Genomic DNA, 15,097 nt, shown 5'->3' on the forward strand with positions numbered 1-15,097 from the left:
CGGCCCGACCGGATCAGTCGACGAGCTCGCCGAGGAGCTGGAGCGCCTCGTTCCAGCCCTCCTTGCCGTCGATCTCGCCGCGGTCGACCTTCTGCAGGACCGGTCCGAAGACGTTCTCCTGGATCAGCGAGTCGTCCGGGCCCTTGTACTGGGCGACGACGCCCTCGGCGCGCTGCGCGAGGATCGCGCCGGTCGGGGAGTCGTTCATGCCGGGGTCGGGAGCGGCCGCGGAGGCGAGCTCCTTCTGCGCGTCGAGGGTGCTCGGGAACGGTCCGGCCGCCTCGAACGCCTTCAGCTGCTGCTCCGGCTCGCTGAGCCACGACGCCAGCGCGGCGGCCTCAGCGGGGTGCTTCGACTGGGTCGGGACGGAGAGGAACGAGCCGCCCCAGTTGGCGGGGCCGCCGGGGAAGACGTCGGCGAAGTCCCAGCCGGTGGCCTCGGCGTTCCCGCCGCCGGCCTCGACGTTGCTCTTCAGCGTGCCGAACATCCAGCCCGGGCAGACGAAGGTGGCGAAGGTCTGGTCGGTGAACGACTTGCCCTTGTTCCAGTCCCACGCCTTCTGCGCGGCCGAGAGGCCGGAGGCGGTGGCGTCGGTCAGCTGGCCCCAGCGCTCCTCGAGCTCCGGGTTGCCCTCGACGTTCAGCTCGCCGTCGGAGGTGTAGTACCCCTCGGGCAGCTGGTTGACCATGGCGTTCCAGACGAATCCGGAGTGGTCGAACCAGGCCTTGCCGGTGGCGTCGTGGTACTTCTGGCCGGCGGCGAAGTAGTCGTCCCAGGTCGCGTCCGGTCCGCCGAGCATCTCTGCGACGGCGGCGCGGTCGGTGGGCATGCCGGCGGCCTCGAAGGCGGCCGTGTTGTAGCAGAGACCCTCGGGTCCGATGTCGGTGCCGTAGCCGATGACGCGTCCCTCGGGGTCGGTCGCCTGCTCGTACTTCCAATCGACCCAGTCGGCCTTGCGGTCCTCGATGCCGTGGTCGCGCAGGTCGACGAACTGGTCCGAGACCTCCATGACGGAGCCGAGCCAGCCCTCCTCGATGGCGACGACGTCGGCGAGCCCGGAGCCGGCGGCGAGCTTGGTGAACGCGTCGGTCCGCGCGTTGCCGCCGGTGTCGATGTTGTTCGGGACGATGGTGATCCCCGGGTTGGCGTCCTCGTACTCGCCGTAGAGCTCGTCGAAGCCCATGGCGTTGAACGTGGTGACGGTCAGCTCGATCTCGCCGCCCTCGGAGGCGTCGGATCCCGACGAGCATCCGGTGACGATCAGGGCGAGGGCCGAGGCGCCGGCGATCGCCGCGGCGATCCTGGTGCGTCGTGAATAGGGCACGGTCACTCCTTCGTGATGGTGGTGGGGCACCCCTGCGAGCGCTCTCACGCGTGCTGTTCCGCGTATGTGAGAGCGCTCTCACGAGGTGTGCGGCGAGCTTACGCACGCCCCCGCGGAGAGGTCAAGCGTTTTCGAGAGAGCGCTCTCATCGAATTGATGGTCCGCGCCCAGCCGCGCGCCTCCCCGCCGCCCTCGCCCCCGCGAGAACGCAGAAGTCGCGGTACTCGAACGCGAGTACCGCGACTTCCGTGGACTCACCGCCCCCTGCCGATCGAGTAGCGGCTACTCGACCAGCAGGGCCGACCTCAGCCCACCAGCACCGCGAAGCCCTGCGCGGGCAGCTGCACGGACACGGCTCCGGACGGCGCCGTCTCGCTCACGAGCGCGCCGTCCTGCGAGTAGACGCGCAGGGTGCCGGAGCCGCCCGAGACGCCGATCGCCGTGGTGCGCACCCCGTCGGTGGAGTTGCGGATCAGCTCGGTGCGGCCGCCCTCTCCTCCGACCACGAGGCGCGTGACCAGAGGTCGCACCAGCATGGCGTCGAAGCGGGTCGACGACGCTGAGCACCAGCACGCGGCCGCGCTCGGCGAGCACCCGCTCGACCCCCGAGATGAAGGAGGGGAAGAACGGGTCGGCCGCGATGACCGCCGGGTCGCGCGCCACGACGAGGCCCACCGCGAAGGAGACGCTGGTGGAGAGGGAGCGGGCCGTGAGGCTGGGCCGATAGCCGAGCTCGGCGGCGACGCGGAGGATCCGCTCGCGGGAGTCGGGCGAGACGCCCGGCCGGTCGTTGAGCGCGAACGAGACGAGCGCCTTGCTCACGCCGGCCTCGCGCGCGACGTCGAGGATCGTCGGTCTGCCCGCCATGGGAGCTCCTTCGCTCGTCGCCGCATCTGAACCGGTTTTGTAAACCGGTTCAGAGCGCCGTAGCAGGGAGGCGGGCGGAGGAGAAGAGGGAGGTGGGTGAGGCGGTGCACGTGCCACCTGGAGCCTGTTTCCCGCCTGTCCCCGGTGCTGGGACGTGCACGCGTCGGCCAGTCGCTACGGTGTCGGACGCCTGTGCATGGGCGCCCGGGATGGCCGCCGAGCGAGTGGCTCCAGGCCGCTCACGGAACGGTCGAGCGACGGAGTCTGAGAGCCCTCCGCGTCCCGGCTCCGGCACGGCTGGCTGGTGCTGGAGTGTCCCGGTGCCCGGTGACCCCGCAGGCACTCCCCCGACCCGAGAGAGAGAACGATCATGGCCCGCCCCCACTCCGCCAGCCGCACCACGAGCGAGCAGCGCACCGAGCACGCCGAGCAGTACTCGGCCGGAGCGCGCTACGCGTCGGAGGCGTTCGGCACCTTCCTCCTGGTCGCCGGCGGCGTCGGCACCGCGGTCTTCGCCTCCGCCTTCCCCGACTCCGGCAACGCGCTCGGAGTCGGCTTCCTCGGTGTCGCCCTCGCCTTCGGCCTCACCGTGATGGCCGGCATCTACGCCGTGGGCCACATCTCCGGCGGCCACTTCAACCCCGCCGTCAGCATCGGCCTCGCCATCGCCGGCCGGACCGAGTGGAAGCACATCCCCGGCTACATCGTCAGCCAGATCATCGGCGGAGTCGTCGGAGCCGGAATGGTCTTCCTCGTCGCCGCCGACGGCCCCGCCGGCTACCTCGCCGCCGCCCGCGACTCCGGCTTCGCCTCCAACGGCTACGGCGCCGCCTCCCCCGGCGGCTTCGGCCTCGGCGCGGTCATGCTGACCGAGATCGTCCTGACCGCCGTCTTCGTCGCCGTCATCCTCTCCGTCACCACCAAGAGCGAGTACAAGGCCGTCGCGCCGCTGGCCATCGGCTTCACGCTGACACTCGTGCACCTGATCAGCATCCCGGTGAGCAACACGTCGGTGAACCCGGCTCGGTCGATCGCTGCCGCGGTGTTCGCGGGGCCGGATGCACTGGGGCAGGTGTGGGTGTTCCTGGTGGCGCCGATCGTGGGGGCTGCGATCGCGGGGGTGGGGACGAAGGTGCTGAATCGGCGGAAGTAGGAGGCGCGGACGGCTGATGCCGTGCGTCGGCGGGAGGCACAAAGACATCGATGACGCTTGGGGAACACTCATCGTGCGCCGTCCAGGTATCCCCGAGCCGTGAGTCGGTTCCAGGACGCGGACATGGAGACGTGTAGGTCAGGCTGGACAGCTGGCGGCGCACTCAGCCTTCTCGTCCATGGCGACTCAGTGCCGCTGACGCTCGCAGGCGTCGAATCTCAAGCGGTCAGTCGCAGTCAGAGGCGGGTTGCGGATCCTGAACCGCTCTGGAGCGCCATCGTTGCGCGAGCCCTGGCGGTCAGCGTCGCCAGGATGAACCGCACCGTCGCGAGCACAGCGACCGCTATCGCCGATGCAACTCCGGTAACGATTGTCTGAGAGCGGGCCTCGTCAGCATCTAAACTCACCGCCACCGCAGTACCGAGAGCTCTGGCATTGTCCTCGCGCACCTCAGCGAGGTGCCGTTCAGCGGAGTCCGCGACCTCCGTCGCCAGGATGATCGGCTCTCGCGCCGCCGTGTCTGCTGCGTCCATCTTCGCCTTCAGCCCTGCATCGTAGCCGTACCTCGCCGGCCAGACTGGAGCGGCGATCGTTCCGTTCTCGACACCGCGAGCGACCTCGAGATCGTATGTCTGCGCGTTCCGCTGGATCGTCCCCTCCATGTTCTCTCGCTCGATGATCTCCCGGTTCTGGGCACCCTTGTGCTTGCTCTCGGCGTCGGACAACGCATCCGACGACTGTGCGAGCGCGACATCAGCCGCTTCGGACTGGGCGGACACGTCTGCTGCGCGGACCGCGAAGACGGAGGTCAAGACGACGCCGACGATGAGCACAAGGAGGACGACAGCAAGTGCGACACGCGGAATCAGGGTCGACCTTTTCAAGTACCTGGCTACCGCGTCGTCCTGGAAAGGGTAGGAGAACACGACGAGATTCTAGGCAACGTTCGTATCCCCCGTCCCCTTGAACGACCCACGCCGCGTTGCGGCGCGACAAGAAGCCCTGCCGCGTTTCAGCCGAGGTGGATGGCGCAACAAGCGCCGTAGACATGTCGCCCTGACGCAATGGGCAAGTTGCACCGGCGCTAAGTTCTGGTGGAACCAACAACACGCCGGTCTCACCCCACGACGCGCGAAGCGTTGTGCGGGATCGTGCGTCGCTCGAGGAGGAGAGACGTGGAGCCTGAGTGGATCGCAAGCCTGCGAGGTGAGGTCCTGGCTTTCACCGGGAAGGTCCTCGTCGACGGGGAGTGGACCGTCCGCGAGGAGTGTGTCCTGATGGCCGAGAGACGGGGCGCTCTCGGATGGAAGACCGACATGTCCAGCAAGGTCACGCTCCTGGTCTACGGAGACCTGGCCAGTTCGGTCGTGACCGACAAGACGCGCCACTACAGCAAGAAGTTGGCTCTGGCAGAGCGCCTTCGACGTGCCGGGATGCGGATACACGTGATCGACGGGCCTGGCTTCTCCGACCTGTGTGCAGGTTTTCCCGCGCGGAATCGACTGCTGCTGCCCGAGAGCGACGACGAGTACCTCGTCCTGCCGCAGGTCGGGGAGGGCATCCTCGGTGGGCCGTTGACGCTCGGACCGACCCCCGATCACTCGGGAGTGATGGTCGAGCTCGACCTGGCCGCCTTGGACAAGGGAACAATCGCTCATCAGCGAACACTGGCGGCATTCATCGACGTGCTCGGCCGCCGTCAGCTCGTCGCTGAGCGGCCGAGTCGGACGGCGCCGAGATTCGACGTCGGATGGAGTGATTCGACGCGGTCCTTCATCGCGGAGGTGAAAAGCCTGGGCGGCCCCGACGAAGCACAACAGATTCGACTCGGTATGGGCCAGGTAGTCGACTACGCGGCACAGCTCCGGCGCGCAACGACAACAGATCAGGAGATTCAACCGGTTCTCGTGCTGGAACGGAAGCCCGTCGATCCGCGGCGATGGGTCGATGCCACGAGGTCGGCGGGTGTACGCCTGACCTGGGGTCCCGACTTTGAGTGGGCACGGTAGAACTGCACGGGAACGAACCGGACACGTTCTGCCGCACTGACAGCCACTTCAGCACCCAACGGCACGCAGGGAACGTCCGCTCGCTCAACACGAGCCATGTACCCACCAGTCGGCGCAACGAGTGGCCAAGAGAGGGGTTGAGTTGATGCCAACGGTCGCCGAACCTGATTAGGGCAACGTGCACCGGTCCGCTCTGAGCCGACAGCAGCGCCGCGTACCGGAAGTCGGAAGCGATGCGTGGTGACCCGAGTGATCTGGGAAGCCCGAGCCGGCGCCTGGATCGCACCTCGGACCATCCCAGCGGCTCCTCAGCTCCAGCCGCTGTCGGCGACCGGGTCGGGAGCGTCACATGCTGCAGGCTCTGGGCGTACCGGCGGCGGGGGGCGGCAACCACGGCTCGGTTATGGTGAGGGTGTGATCACCGGAGAGCTCAAGAGCAAGATCGATCGAGTCTGGGATGCGTTCTGGTCCGGGGGCATCTCGAACCCGCTCGAAGTGATCGAGCAGATCACCTATCTGCTGTTCGTGCGGCGGCTCGATGACCTACAGACACTCGCCGAGAGGAAGGCGCGCGTCACAGGCGGATCAGTCGGGCGGACGATCTACCGGCGGGACCAAGACCATCTCAGGTGGAGCCGCTTCAAGAACGACGACCCCGAAATCATGTGGCTGGTCGTCCGCGACGAGGTCTTCCCACTCCTACAGGCCCTCGGTGGTGACGGGTCAACGTACGGCGAGCACATGCGCGACGCCCGCTTCACCATTCCAACGCCCGCGTTGCTGTCGCGGGTGGTCGACATGCTCGACGACATACCCATGGCCGAGCGCGACACCAACGGCGACCTGTACGAGTACCTGCTCTCGAAGATCGCCTCCGCAGGAGTGAACGGGCAGTTCCGCACGCCCCGTCACATCATCGAGCTGATGGTCGCCATGATGGCGCCCCAGCCGGCGGACGAAATCTGCGACCCCGCGTGCGGCACGGCGGGGTTCCTCGTCGCCGCATCGGAGTACGTGCGGCGCGAACACCCCGGTGTGCTGACGAACTCGGCGCAGCGCTCGCACTTTCACACAAGCATGTTCCACGGGTTCGACTTCGACTCGACCATGCTGCGCATCGGCAGCATGAACATGCTGCTGCACGGCATCGAAGCGCCCGACATCCGCTACCGCGACTCGCTCTCCGAGGGCGTGAGCGACGACGCCGAGCGCTACACGCTGATCCTCGCCAACCCGCCCTTCGCCGGCTCCCTCGACTACGAGTCGACCTCGAAGGATCTAAAGCGTATCGTGAAGACGAAGAAGACCGAGTTGCTCTTCGTCGCCCTATTCCTGAAGCTACTGAAGCCCGGCGGCCGCGCAGCCGTGATCGTGCCCGATGGCGTGCTTTCCACCTCGTCGACCGCACACAAGGCGTTGCGGCGGATGCTCGTGGAGGACCAGAAACTTGATGCGGTCGTCAAGCTGCCATCCGGCGTCTTCCGTCCCTACGCAGGCGTGTCGACCGCGATCCTGTTCTTTACGAAGACGGATTCGGGTGGCACAGACGACGTCTGGTTCTACGACGTACACGCCGACGGCTTCTCCCTCGACGACAAACGCAATGCGATCAAAGCGAACGACCTACCGGATGTACTCACCCGATGGGCACACCGCCGCACCAGCGAAAATGACCGGGCCCGCACCGAACAATCATTCACCGTACCCAAGGAAGAAATTGTCGCGCAGGGCTACGACCTCTCCCTAAGTCGCTACAAGAAGATTGTCCGCGACGAAGTTGAGCACCGATCGCCTCTAGAGATTATCGCCGACATTGAATCCCTCGAAGCGCAACTTGCGGACGAATTGGCTGACCTAAAGGCGATGCTCGCGTGACTATCGAAACGGTCCCGCTGCTTGAATCACTAACCGATATTTCCGCAGGAAACCAGAAGATTCCTGCATCGGCTTTCCTTGCGGCGGGAGAACTTGCCGTCGTTGATCAGAGTAAAAAGCTCGTCGGCGGCTGGACGAACGACGGTCGCTCCCGCGTTTCCGCACCTGGTCCAGTGATCGTCTTTGGTGACCACACACGGATTCTCAAGTACATCGATTTCCCATTCGCTATTGGGGCGGACGGCGTGAAGGTGCTGCGGCCTGGTAGCGCCTTTGATGCAAAATACCTTTATTATTTCCTAACCTCGCAAAACCTTCCGAATGCTGGCTATTCACGTCACTTCAAATATTTGAAGGAGATTCGAGTGCCGAAGCCGCCGCTTAGGGAGCAACGGCGAATCGCCGCGATTCTCGACCGCGCCGAGGCGCTCCCGGCGAAGCGCCGTGAGGTGCTCGCCCACCTCGATTCGTTACCCCAGAGCGTTTTCCTGACGCTATTCGGCGACCCTGACATGGCTTCGGAGAAAGTGCCATTTAGCAAGATAGCCTCGCTCTCGGGCGGCCGAAACCTGGTAGCGGATGATTTAAGCGCGGAAACGCCATATCGTGTGCTCAAAATCAGCGCGGTGACAACTGGGCAATTTCGTCCGAGCGAATCAAAACCACTGCCCTTACAATATCAGCCACCAATCGCTCACTTCGTTCGCGCCGGCGACTTGCTCATGAGCCGCGCTAACACGGCCGAGTTGGTCGGCGCGGTCGCTCATGTAAGTCAGGTCGCAGACAATTTAGTTCTGCCCGACAAAATCTGGCGGTTTGAATGGCACGAGGCGGCAAGTGTTCCAGTATTCTATCGAGCTTTGTTCCAATCCCGCACAATCCGTCACCGAATAAGTCGAATGTCTAGCGGAACGGGAGGGTCGATGAAGAACATATCGAAGGAGAAGATCGCAGACTTAATGCTTCCGGCGGTCAGCTTTGCCGAACAGCAAAGTTTCGCTAGACATATCGAAGCGATAGAAGCTCACCGAGCTGAGTCAGCGCGTGCCCTCGCCATGGAAGACGAGCTTTTCGCGTCCGCCGTGGCCCGGGCGTTCCGAGGTGAACTGTGACCGTGAACTTTGATTTCGTGCGCGCAGCGTGGCCGGACGTCTGTGCCGACGCCTCCCGCGCTGAGTCCTACCTGTCGAGTGACCCACGGTCGGCCTGTTTCTATAGCCGCCGCGCTATCGAGCAGCTCGTTAGCCACCTGTTCGAGGTGCTCGATCTGCCCGTCCCGTACCAGGACGATCTCGCCGCGCGCATCAACGACGCCAGCTTCGCGCGGGTTGCGGGGGTGGGGATTGGGCAGAAGCTGAACCTGATCCGCAAGTTGGGCAATTTAGCGGTGCATGCTCCGCAGCCGGTGCGGCCCGACATCGCATTGGCGGCGTTGCGTGAGTTGCATCACGTGCTGGTGTGGGCGGTGTTCCGGCATTCAGCGCATCCGGAGGGCGTCCCGACGGGCGCATCGTTCGATTCCGCTCTCGCCGCCCGAGCGGCACCGCTCACCCGCGAGGACGTGCAACGGCTCGCGGCAAAGTTCGCTGCGCAGGACGAAGCTCACGCGAAGGCGCTTGCAAACCGTGATGAGCTGGCGGCCGTACAAGCGGCGGAGATCGAGCAGTTGCGGGCGCAGGTGGCCGCCGCACAGGCGTCGAATAACACAACCGACAACCACGACTACTCCGAAGCCGAGACCCGCGACCTGTTCATCGACGTGCTGCTCGCCGAGGCGGGCTGGCCACTCACCGAGGCGCGCGATCGCGAGTATGAGGTCGCCGGCATGCCGAACGGGCAAGGTGTGGGATTCGTCGACTACGTGCTCTGGGGAAGTGACGGGCTGCCGCTCGGGGTTGTTGAGGCGAAGCGCACGACGAAGAGTGCGCAGGTCGGGCAGCAGCAGGCGAAGCTCTATGCGGACCGCCTCGAAGCGGCCTACGGGCGGCGGCCGGTGGTCTTCTTCACCAACGGCTACGAGCACTGGCTCTGGGACGACGCTGCGGGGTACCCGCCGCGGCAGGTCGCCGGGTTCTTCACGCGCAGCGAGCTGGAGCTGATGATGCAGCGCCGCTCAACCCGTTCAGCCCTGTCCGGCGCCGCCGTGAGTCCGGGCATCGCCGGCCGCCACTACCAGGTGCGGGCGATCCGGGCTGTCGGGGACGCGTTCGATCGCAAGCAACGGCAGGCTCTGCTGGTCATGGCGACGGGGTCCGGCAAGACGCGGACGGTCATAGCGCTGGCCGATCAGTTGATGAAGGCGAACTGGGCCAAGCGCATCCTGTTCCTCGCCGACCGCACCGCGCTCGTGAACCAAGCGGCGAACGCGTTCAAGGCGCACCTGCCCGGGGCCGCGACAGTCAATCTGGTCACCGAGCGAAACGCTGAGGGGCGCGTCTACGTCTCGACGTACCCCACGATGATGAACCTCATCGACCACATGAGCGACGGCGAAGGTGCACCGACGCGGCGGTTCGGACCGGGGTTCTTCGACCTGATCGTGATCGATGAAGCGCACCGGTCGATTTACCAAAAGTACGGGGCAATCTTCGACTGGTTCGACGCGCTGCTCGTCGGCCTGACGGCGACGCCGAAGAACGAGGTCGACCACAACACCTACCGCCGGTTCCACCTCGAGGACGGCGTACCAACCGATTCATACGGGCTCGACGAGGCCGTCGCAGAGGGATTCCTGGTGCCGCCGCGCGGAGTCTCCGTCGGTACTCGATTCCTGCGCCAGGGCATCCGCTACGACGACCTCAGCGACGAGGAGAAGGACGACTGGGATGCGCTCGACTGGGGCGATGGCGGGCCACCAACCGCGGTCGACGCGGAGGAAGTGAACCGCTTCCTCTTCAACGAGGACACCGTCGACAAGGTGCTGGCGACCCTGATGACGCGCGGGTACAAGGTCGCCGGCGGCGACCGGCTCGGCAAGACGATCGTGTTCGCGAAGAACCAGGCGCACGCCGAATTCATCCAGCGTCGCTTCGACGAGCAGTACCCGGAGCAAGCCGGCCACTTCGCCCGTGTCATCACCCATGGCACGCCCTACGCGCAGAATCTGATCGACGAGTTCTCGATCGCCGACCGCGCTCCGCACATCGCGATCTCCGTCGACATGCTCGACACGGGTATCGACGTGCCTGAGATTGTGAACCTGGTCTTCTTCAAGACGGTGCGGTCGATGTCGAAGTTCTGGCAGATGATCGGTCGCGGCACCCGCCTGCGCCCCGACCTGTTCGGGGAGGGTCTCCCTAAACAGGACTTCTTGGTCTTCGACTTCTGCGGAAATCTGGAGTTCTTCAGCCAGGACCTCCCAGGCAGCGAAGGCTCGACCCAGAAGTCGCTCAGCCAGCGGCTCTTCGAAGCACGGCTCGGGCTGCTCACTGCGCTCGATCGTGAGCACCTCGAGGGAGAGCTGCGCGCTACGACTGCCGACACCCTGCATCGGGTCATCGCAGGCATGAACATCGATAACATCCTCGTGCGTCCGGAACGGCGCTGGGTCGAGCAGTTCGCCGCCTCGGACGCTTGGGTTGCGTTGACCCCCGAGGAGGCGGCGGAGGTACTCGCGCATCTGGCTGGCCTGCCGTCAGGCGTGAAGGACGACGACGTCGACGCGAAGCGCTTCGATCTGCTCATCCTCCGCAGGCAGCTCGCACAGCTCGACGGCGACGCGGCCGCCGCCGAGCGCATCCGTCAACAGGTGCAGTCGATCGCGACGGCGCTACTCGGCAAGTCGGCCATTCCGGCCGTCGCCTCGCAACTCGTCCTGCTTGAAGAGGTCGCCGGCGACGACTGGTGGATCGATGTGACCGTCGGCATGCTCGAGACCGCTCGGATACGCATCCGCGAGCTCGCCGGATTCGTGCCGAACGTCACCCGTCCACGGGTCTACACCGACTTCATCGACGAGCTCGGCGACGCTACCGAGATCTTCCTAGCGCAGACCACTCCGGGTACCGATCTCGAACGGTTCCGCGCGAAGGCGGCCGCCTACCTGCGGCAGCACGAGGACCACCTCGCGCTGCAACGCCTGCGCCGGAACCGGCAGCTCACTCCCGATGACCTGGCTGCCCTCGAGTCGATGCTGCTCGCGAGCGGTGCCGGCTCGAAAGCCGATATCGTTCTCGCCGCCGAACAGGCGCACGGGCTCGGGCCGTTCATCCGCTCTCTCGTCGGGCTGGACAGGGAAGCGGCGCTCGAGTCGTTCGCACGCTTCCTCGACGGCTCGCGCTTCTCCGTCGATCAGATCCGCTTCATCCACCTGATCGCCGACGAGCTCACCGCGAACGGCCTGATGAGCGCCGGTCGGCTCTACGAATCGCCCTACACAGACCGCGCTCCGAGCGGCATCGACTATCTCTTCGAGGAGTCCGACGTCACGGCCATCGTGGACATCCTGCACAAAGTCGATGCTCGAGCGCGTGTCGAAGTTGTGGCTTGAACGCACCATAGCTTTGTAAAGAAGGAGCGACGTGTTCACTGAACCAAGACGTAGCGAAGCTCAACTATTAGCATGTAAACTTAGCCTAATAAGTATTATCACCATTACCACAACGCCGTCACGTCGCGAGAATCCGCATTACTCGAACCAATTCGAGTAGTTGCATCTGAAACCTATTTCGCCCGAGCGAATGGGAACCGCGAAGATAGCCACCAGGACGCAGCTCGCTGGAACGAAGAGTCTTTCCAGCAGTGAACATTGCAGAGAAGCGACTAAGAGAATGATCACTCTGATGTGCAAGCGCGTTCCGCAAGATAGACGCTCTTTCAAGCACATCTCGCTCAGCTTTCTCCAAACGGCTGAAAGGCTCCCCGTCCTTAAAAAAAGCCGGAGCTCGCTTCTTTGTGTGTAGTTCATACGGCAGCCAGTCGACATAACTTCTGCCACCTCTGACCAACCCAGCCGCGACTGTTCGGTTGGAAGTGGCAACCAATGGGCGCACGGCAGGATTCGGGTGCGCATATCTCGAACTGAGGAGGCCTAGGAAAAGTTCTTCGAGCTGTTGCTCGAAGAAAGCAAGGTACGCCACATAGGCTCCTGCATAGACCTGGTTCTTGTCCGCATCAGAATTACATCGGGCCGAAATACGTGCGGAATATGCAATGATGTATTTAGCTCTTCGCGCGCAAGCATCCGCGACCGTGCTAGCGGGTTTCGATGGCATCTTTAACAAAATCAAATCTTGTGCGCCGACGACCGAGATCTGCTGAAGCGCGTTGCATCGCATCAAGAACGGCAGCCGGAACTTCACCGGCTCGTATGCGTCGCCCGATCTCTTCGAGGCGCCTGGCTGTCACTGGCGGGAGCTTGCGGGCGGATTGAGCCTCCGGGGTCGATCCAAGGTTCCATTCCAGGTCGTAGAGCACCGCGAACAGGGTAAAGAAGTTAACTTCGCTTCTCCAGGCTGTTGGTGATTTGGCACGAAGCTCGTCTCCAAGAATTTTATCGATCGAGTCCATAACGTGCCGGAACCGTGCGGAATATTGCTCCGCTCCCTGCCATTCAAGGTCGTGACGATCGTAGAACTTGTCGATCGCCGGTTGAGACTTGCCTGTTAGACCGGCTGCCGCGTTGATCAGAAGGTCGCTTACCAGATCAACCTCCCTCATACGAGAGACCTGATCTTCTGAAAAAATTCCCCAATCTCTCCATCGATCCAGTTGTTCGGTGGCGAGTTCATATGCGTACGTCTTGAATGCGCCTGCATATTGCGCATTTCTTAATTCTTGCTGGTTTAGCTTTTGGCCCGTCGAGTTCATTCGAGCGAACACTTGTAGCACGTCGCGATCTTCAAAGGACAACGGAAGAACGTGAGTACTTATCTCATACCCAAGTATCGCAACTCGCACGTCCTTGGGTAGTCGATCAAATGGCTTATCGGCGATATCGGAATTATGAATCTTTCTGACTGTAAATATATCACGGGCCTCATCGAGATCTGGCAATGCCTCCGGGTCAATAAATGAAATTAAAGTCCGGAGTCTTTGTTGCCCGTCGACAACCTCTCTCGAACTTGACTGTGTGTCGAGGTCAATCGATTCGCGAATGAAGATTATTGGTACTGGAAGGCCGCGCGCAATTGTATCGATCAAGTACGATTTTTGACTTACATTCCAAACCGATCGTCGCTGGAAGGTCGGGCTAAGCTGTAATTGCCCCTGCCGTTGCCAGGAGAGGAAATCAGCGACGCGAAAAGTAGTTTGCGTAATGTGGGCCGCAGGCATAATTTATCCTTTTTTCAACGTTTGATGCCGAGAAATCTAAATTTTGCGGTTTTGTCTCTGGAGACATTGTCAGTCAGTTAGGCGCTAGGACTGACGATACCCACAACCCGGAGGCACCGCCGGCGTCTCGCTTCCGTTTTGCTTTAATGATAGGCGTCACTGACGCGGATTTTGTCTGCGGGACTGGGAAGTCGCCCGTCGCCTCCTGGTCAGCGATGAGCTCCGCGAAACCGCGTAGAGCAGGGACTCACTGCGACTGCTCGAGTCGTTCATGGTTCGATGAGTCGTGATCAGTGCGAACAGTACGGCCATCTGAGGAGCATGGGCTCCTGCCCTATCCCGCTCAAGGCATCGCCCCTACTCTCAGGGCTACCACCCCCTCGAGTTGGAGGGCGAGGGTCAGAGGTGCGCACGGCATCGGCCAGAAGCATGGCACGAGCGCTCCCGTCTCACGCGTCCGTGAGAGAAGCGACGCCGCGAAGCACAGAGCGCCTTACTAGCGCCGTCACGCACCAGCCGCCCAGACGATCGGAGAACCAATGCACCCGACCCTCGACTACACCCTCCTGCTGTCGCCGCTCATCGTTCCGCCCGAGGCCGAGATGAAGAAGGCCCTGCTGCTGAGCGAGCGGTTCGCGACGATCTCTCCGCGACGGTTCGCGCCGACCGAGGCCCTCGCCGAGATGCAGGATCGAGGCTGGTGGATCCCTGCTGACCTCGACGACCTCGACGAGCCCACTCGAGATCAAGCGGTCGCCGAGTGTATCCGCTCTGCAGAGCGGTACACGTTCACGACCGACGACTGGCAGCAGTCCGACAGGCTGTTCGCCCGCAAGCTCCCCTACGAACTGGAGCACTGGCTCGTCGAGAACGACTACCTCAGGCCGGCTTCTCGCGACGGCTCTCAGTTCCGAGCGACCAGACAGAACCTCGTCCCCGCGCTCCTCGCGATCTGCGGCCGGCGTCTCTGCCAGGCGAAGGGCTGGCAGTACGGCGTGGCCACGACGGCGACTGCCCGCCAGGCGCTGTTCGCGATCGACGACGCCTCCGACCAGCGCGCACTCGCCCTCACGCTCTACGACATCCCCGAGCCACACCAGGATGCGACCTTCGACGACATCGTGGCCTTCCGGCAGAGCAAGGAGAAGCTGCTCGCTCGGTACCTCGACGGCCTCCGGGACGTGCGGCTCGCCGTCACCGAGGCGGACGACGGCCGGGAGCTCGAGGACGCTCTCATCACCTACAAGGCGCGGGTCACGGAGCTGCACCGAGCGTCCGGACCTCTGAAAGGCGAGGGCGGCGGGCGACTCGATCCGATGACGCTGCTGATCCCGATGACCGAGGTCGGCGTCGCGGTCGGAGACTGGTTGACCTCAGGGCCGAGCTTCGCTCCGATCGTCCTGGCGGTGCGAGCCGTCGCCTCGGTCGTCACTCTGCGCCGGCACGACGCGACGTCGTACCTCTCCGCCGCGGTGGCGAAGAACCTGATCGCGGCGCCGGAGAGCCGAGCGGTGACGGTCGGGCTGCGGGACTGACCGCGTCACAGCGACTCCGGTCATGTCTCCGCCAACCGCGGGCGCGGCCAGAGGTCTACCA

At 63.9% G+C, this 15,097-nt stretch carries 10 protein-coding genes and 1 pseudogene; 6 read left to right on the forward strand and 5 right to left on the reverse strand.

Annotated elements, in window-relative coordinates:
* Positions 1–13: 13 nt before the first annotated feature.
* The 3 genes and pseudogenes from C5C54_RS06810 to C5C54_RS18255 all read right to left on the reverse strand — a co-directional run.
* Positions 14–1,324, reverse strand: a complete 1,311-nt coding sequence (locus C5C54_RS06810) for an ABC transporter substrate-binding protein (protein ID WP_104224001.1) — start codon at positions 1,322–1,324, stop codon at positions 14–16.
* 305 nt (positions 1,325–1,629) lie between these two features.
* On the reverse strand, positions 1,630–1,860 hold the full coding sequence (locus tag C5C54_RS18250; RefSeq protein ID WP_258063257.1) for a hypothetical protein: 231 nt from the start codon (positions 1,858–1,860) through the stop codon (positions 1,630–1,632).
* Positions 1,861–2,098: 238 nt separating this feature from the next.
* Positions 2,099–2,191 (reverse strand): annotated as a pseudogene (locus tag C5C54_RS18255) (LacI family DNA-binding transcriptional regulator); the annotation flags it as partial.
* Positions 2,192–2,561: 370 nt separating this feature from the next.
* Here C5C54_RS18255 and aqpZ point away from each other — a divergent pair.
* Positions 2,562–3,344 carry an aquaporin Z gene (gene aqpZ / locus C5C54_RS06820; protein WP_104288017.1) on the forward strand — a complete coding sequence of 261 codons (783 nt, stop codon included), beginning with the start codon at positions 2,562–2,564 and terminating at the stop codon, positions 3,342–3,344.
* Positions 3,345–3,580: 236 nt separating this feature from the next.
* Here aqpZ and C5C54_RS06825 read toward each other — a convergent pair whose 3' ends face one another.
* Positions 3,581–4,270 (reverse strand): hypothetical protein, encoded by a 690-nt coding sequence (locus C5C54_RS06825; RefSeq protein ID WP_104288018.1) that lies wholly within the window; start codon positions 4,268–4,270, stop codon positions 3,581–3,583.
* Between the two features lie 249 nt (positions 4,271–4,519).
* Here C5C54_RS06825 and C5C54_RS06830 point away from each other — a divergent pair, with 249 nt between their 5' ends.
* From C5C54_RS06830 to C5C54_RS06845, 4 genes are all read left to right on the forward strand, one after another.
* Positions 4,520–5,353, forward strand: coding sequence for a hypothetical protein (locus C5C54_RS06830; RefSeq protein WP_104288019.1), 834 nt, complete (start codon positions 4,520–4,522; stop codon positions 5,351–5,353).
* Positions 5,354–5,767: 414 nt separating this feature from the next.
* Complete coding sequence (locus C5C54_RS06835) at positions 5,768–7,228, forward strand: class I SAM-dependent DNA methyltransferase (RefSeq protein WP_104288020.1); 1,461 nt, start codon at positions 5,768–5,770, stop codon at positions 7,226–7,228.
* Positions 7,225–8,340: a restriction endonuclease subunit S gene (locus C5C54_RS06840; RefSeq protein ID WP_104288021.1), complete on the forward strand. Its 1,116-nt coding sequence runs from the start codon at positions 7,225–7,227 to the stop codon at positions 8,338–8,340. Before C5C54_RS06835 ends, C5C54_RS06840 begins: the two co-directional genes overlap by 4 nt.
* A gap of 2 nt (positions 8,341–8,342) precedes the next feature.
* Entirely contained in the window at positions 8,343–11,717 is a 3,375-nt protein-coding gene (locus tag C5C54_RS06845) for a DEAD/DEAH box helicase family protein (protein ID WP_104288055.1), read from the forward strand.
* A gap of 704 nt (positions 11,718–12,421) precedes the next feature.
* Here C5C54_RS06845 and C5C54_RS06850 read toward each other — a convergent pair.
* On the reverse strand, positions 12,422–13,501 hold the full coding sequence (locus C5C54_RS06850; RefSeq protein ID WP_104288022.1) for a DUF262 domain-containing protein: 1,080 nt from the start codon (positions 13,499–13,501) through the stop codon (positions 12,422–12,424).
* 539 nt (positions 13,502–14,040) lie between these two features.
* Here C5C54_RS06850 and C5C54_RS06855 point away from each other — a divergent pair.
* Positions 14,041–15,036 (forward strand): hypothetical protein, encoded by a 996-nt coding sequence (locus tag C5C54_RS06855; RefSeq protein WP_104288023.1) that lies wholly within the window; start codon positions 14,041–14,043, stop codon positions 15,034–15,036.
* The last annotated feature ends 61 nt before the right edge of the window (positions 15,037–15,097 follow it).

The organism is Rathayibacter sp. AY1F2 (assembly GCF_002930885.1).
Classification (GTDB): domain Bacteria; phylum Actinomycetota; class Actinomycetes; order Actinomycetales; family Microbacteriaceae; genus Rathayibacter.

Excerpts from the sequence above, each read along its gene's own strand:
- C5C54_RS18250 (WP_258063257.1), bottom strand. The coding sequence starts at position 1,860 with ATGCTGGTGCGACCTCTGGTCACGCGCCTCGTGGTCGGAGGAGAGGGC.
- aqpZ (WP_104288017.1), top strand. The coding sequence starts at position 2,562 with ATGGCCCGCCCCCACTCCGCCAGCCGCACCACGAGCGAGCAGCGCACC.
- C5C54_RS06850 (WP_104288022.1), bottom strand. The coding sequence starts at position 13,501 with ATGCCTGCGGCCCACATTACGCAAACTACTTTTCGCGTCGCTGATTTC.
- C5C54_RS06855 (WP_104288023.1), top strand. The coding sequence starts at position 14,041 with ATGCACCCGACCCTCGACTACACCCTCCTGCTGTCGCCGCTCATCGTT.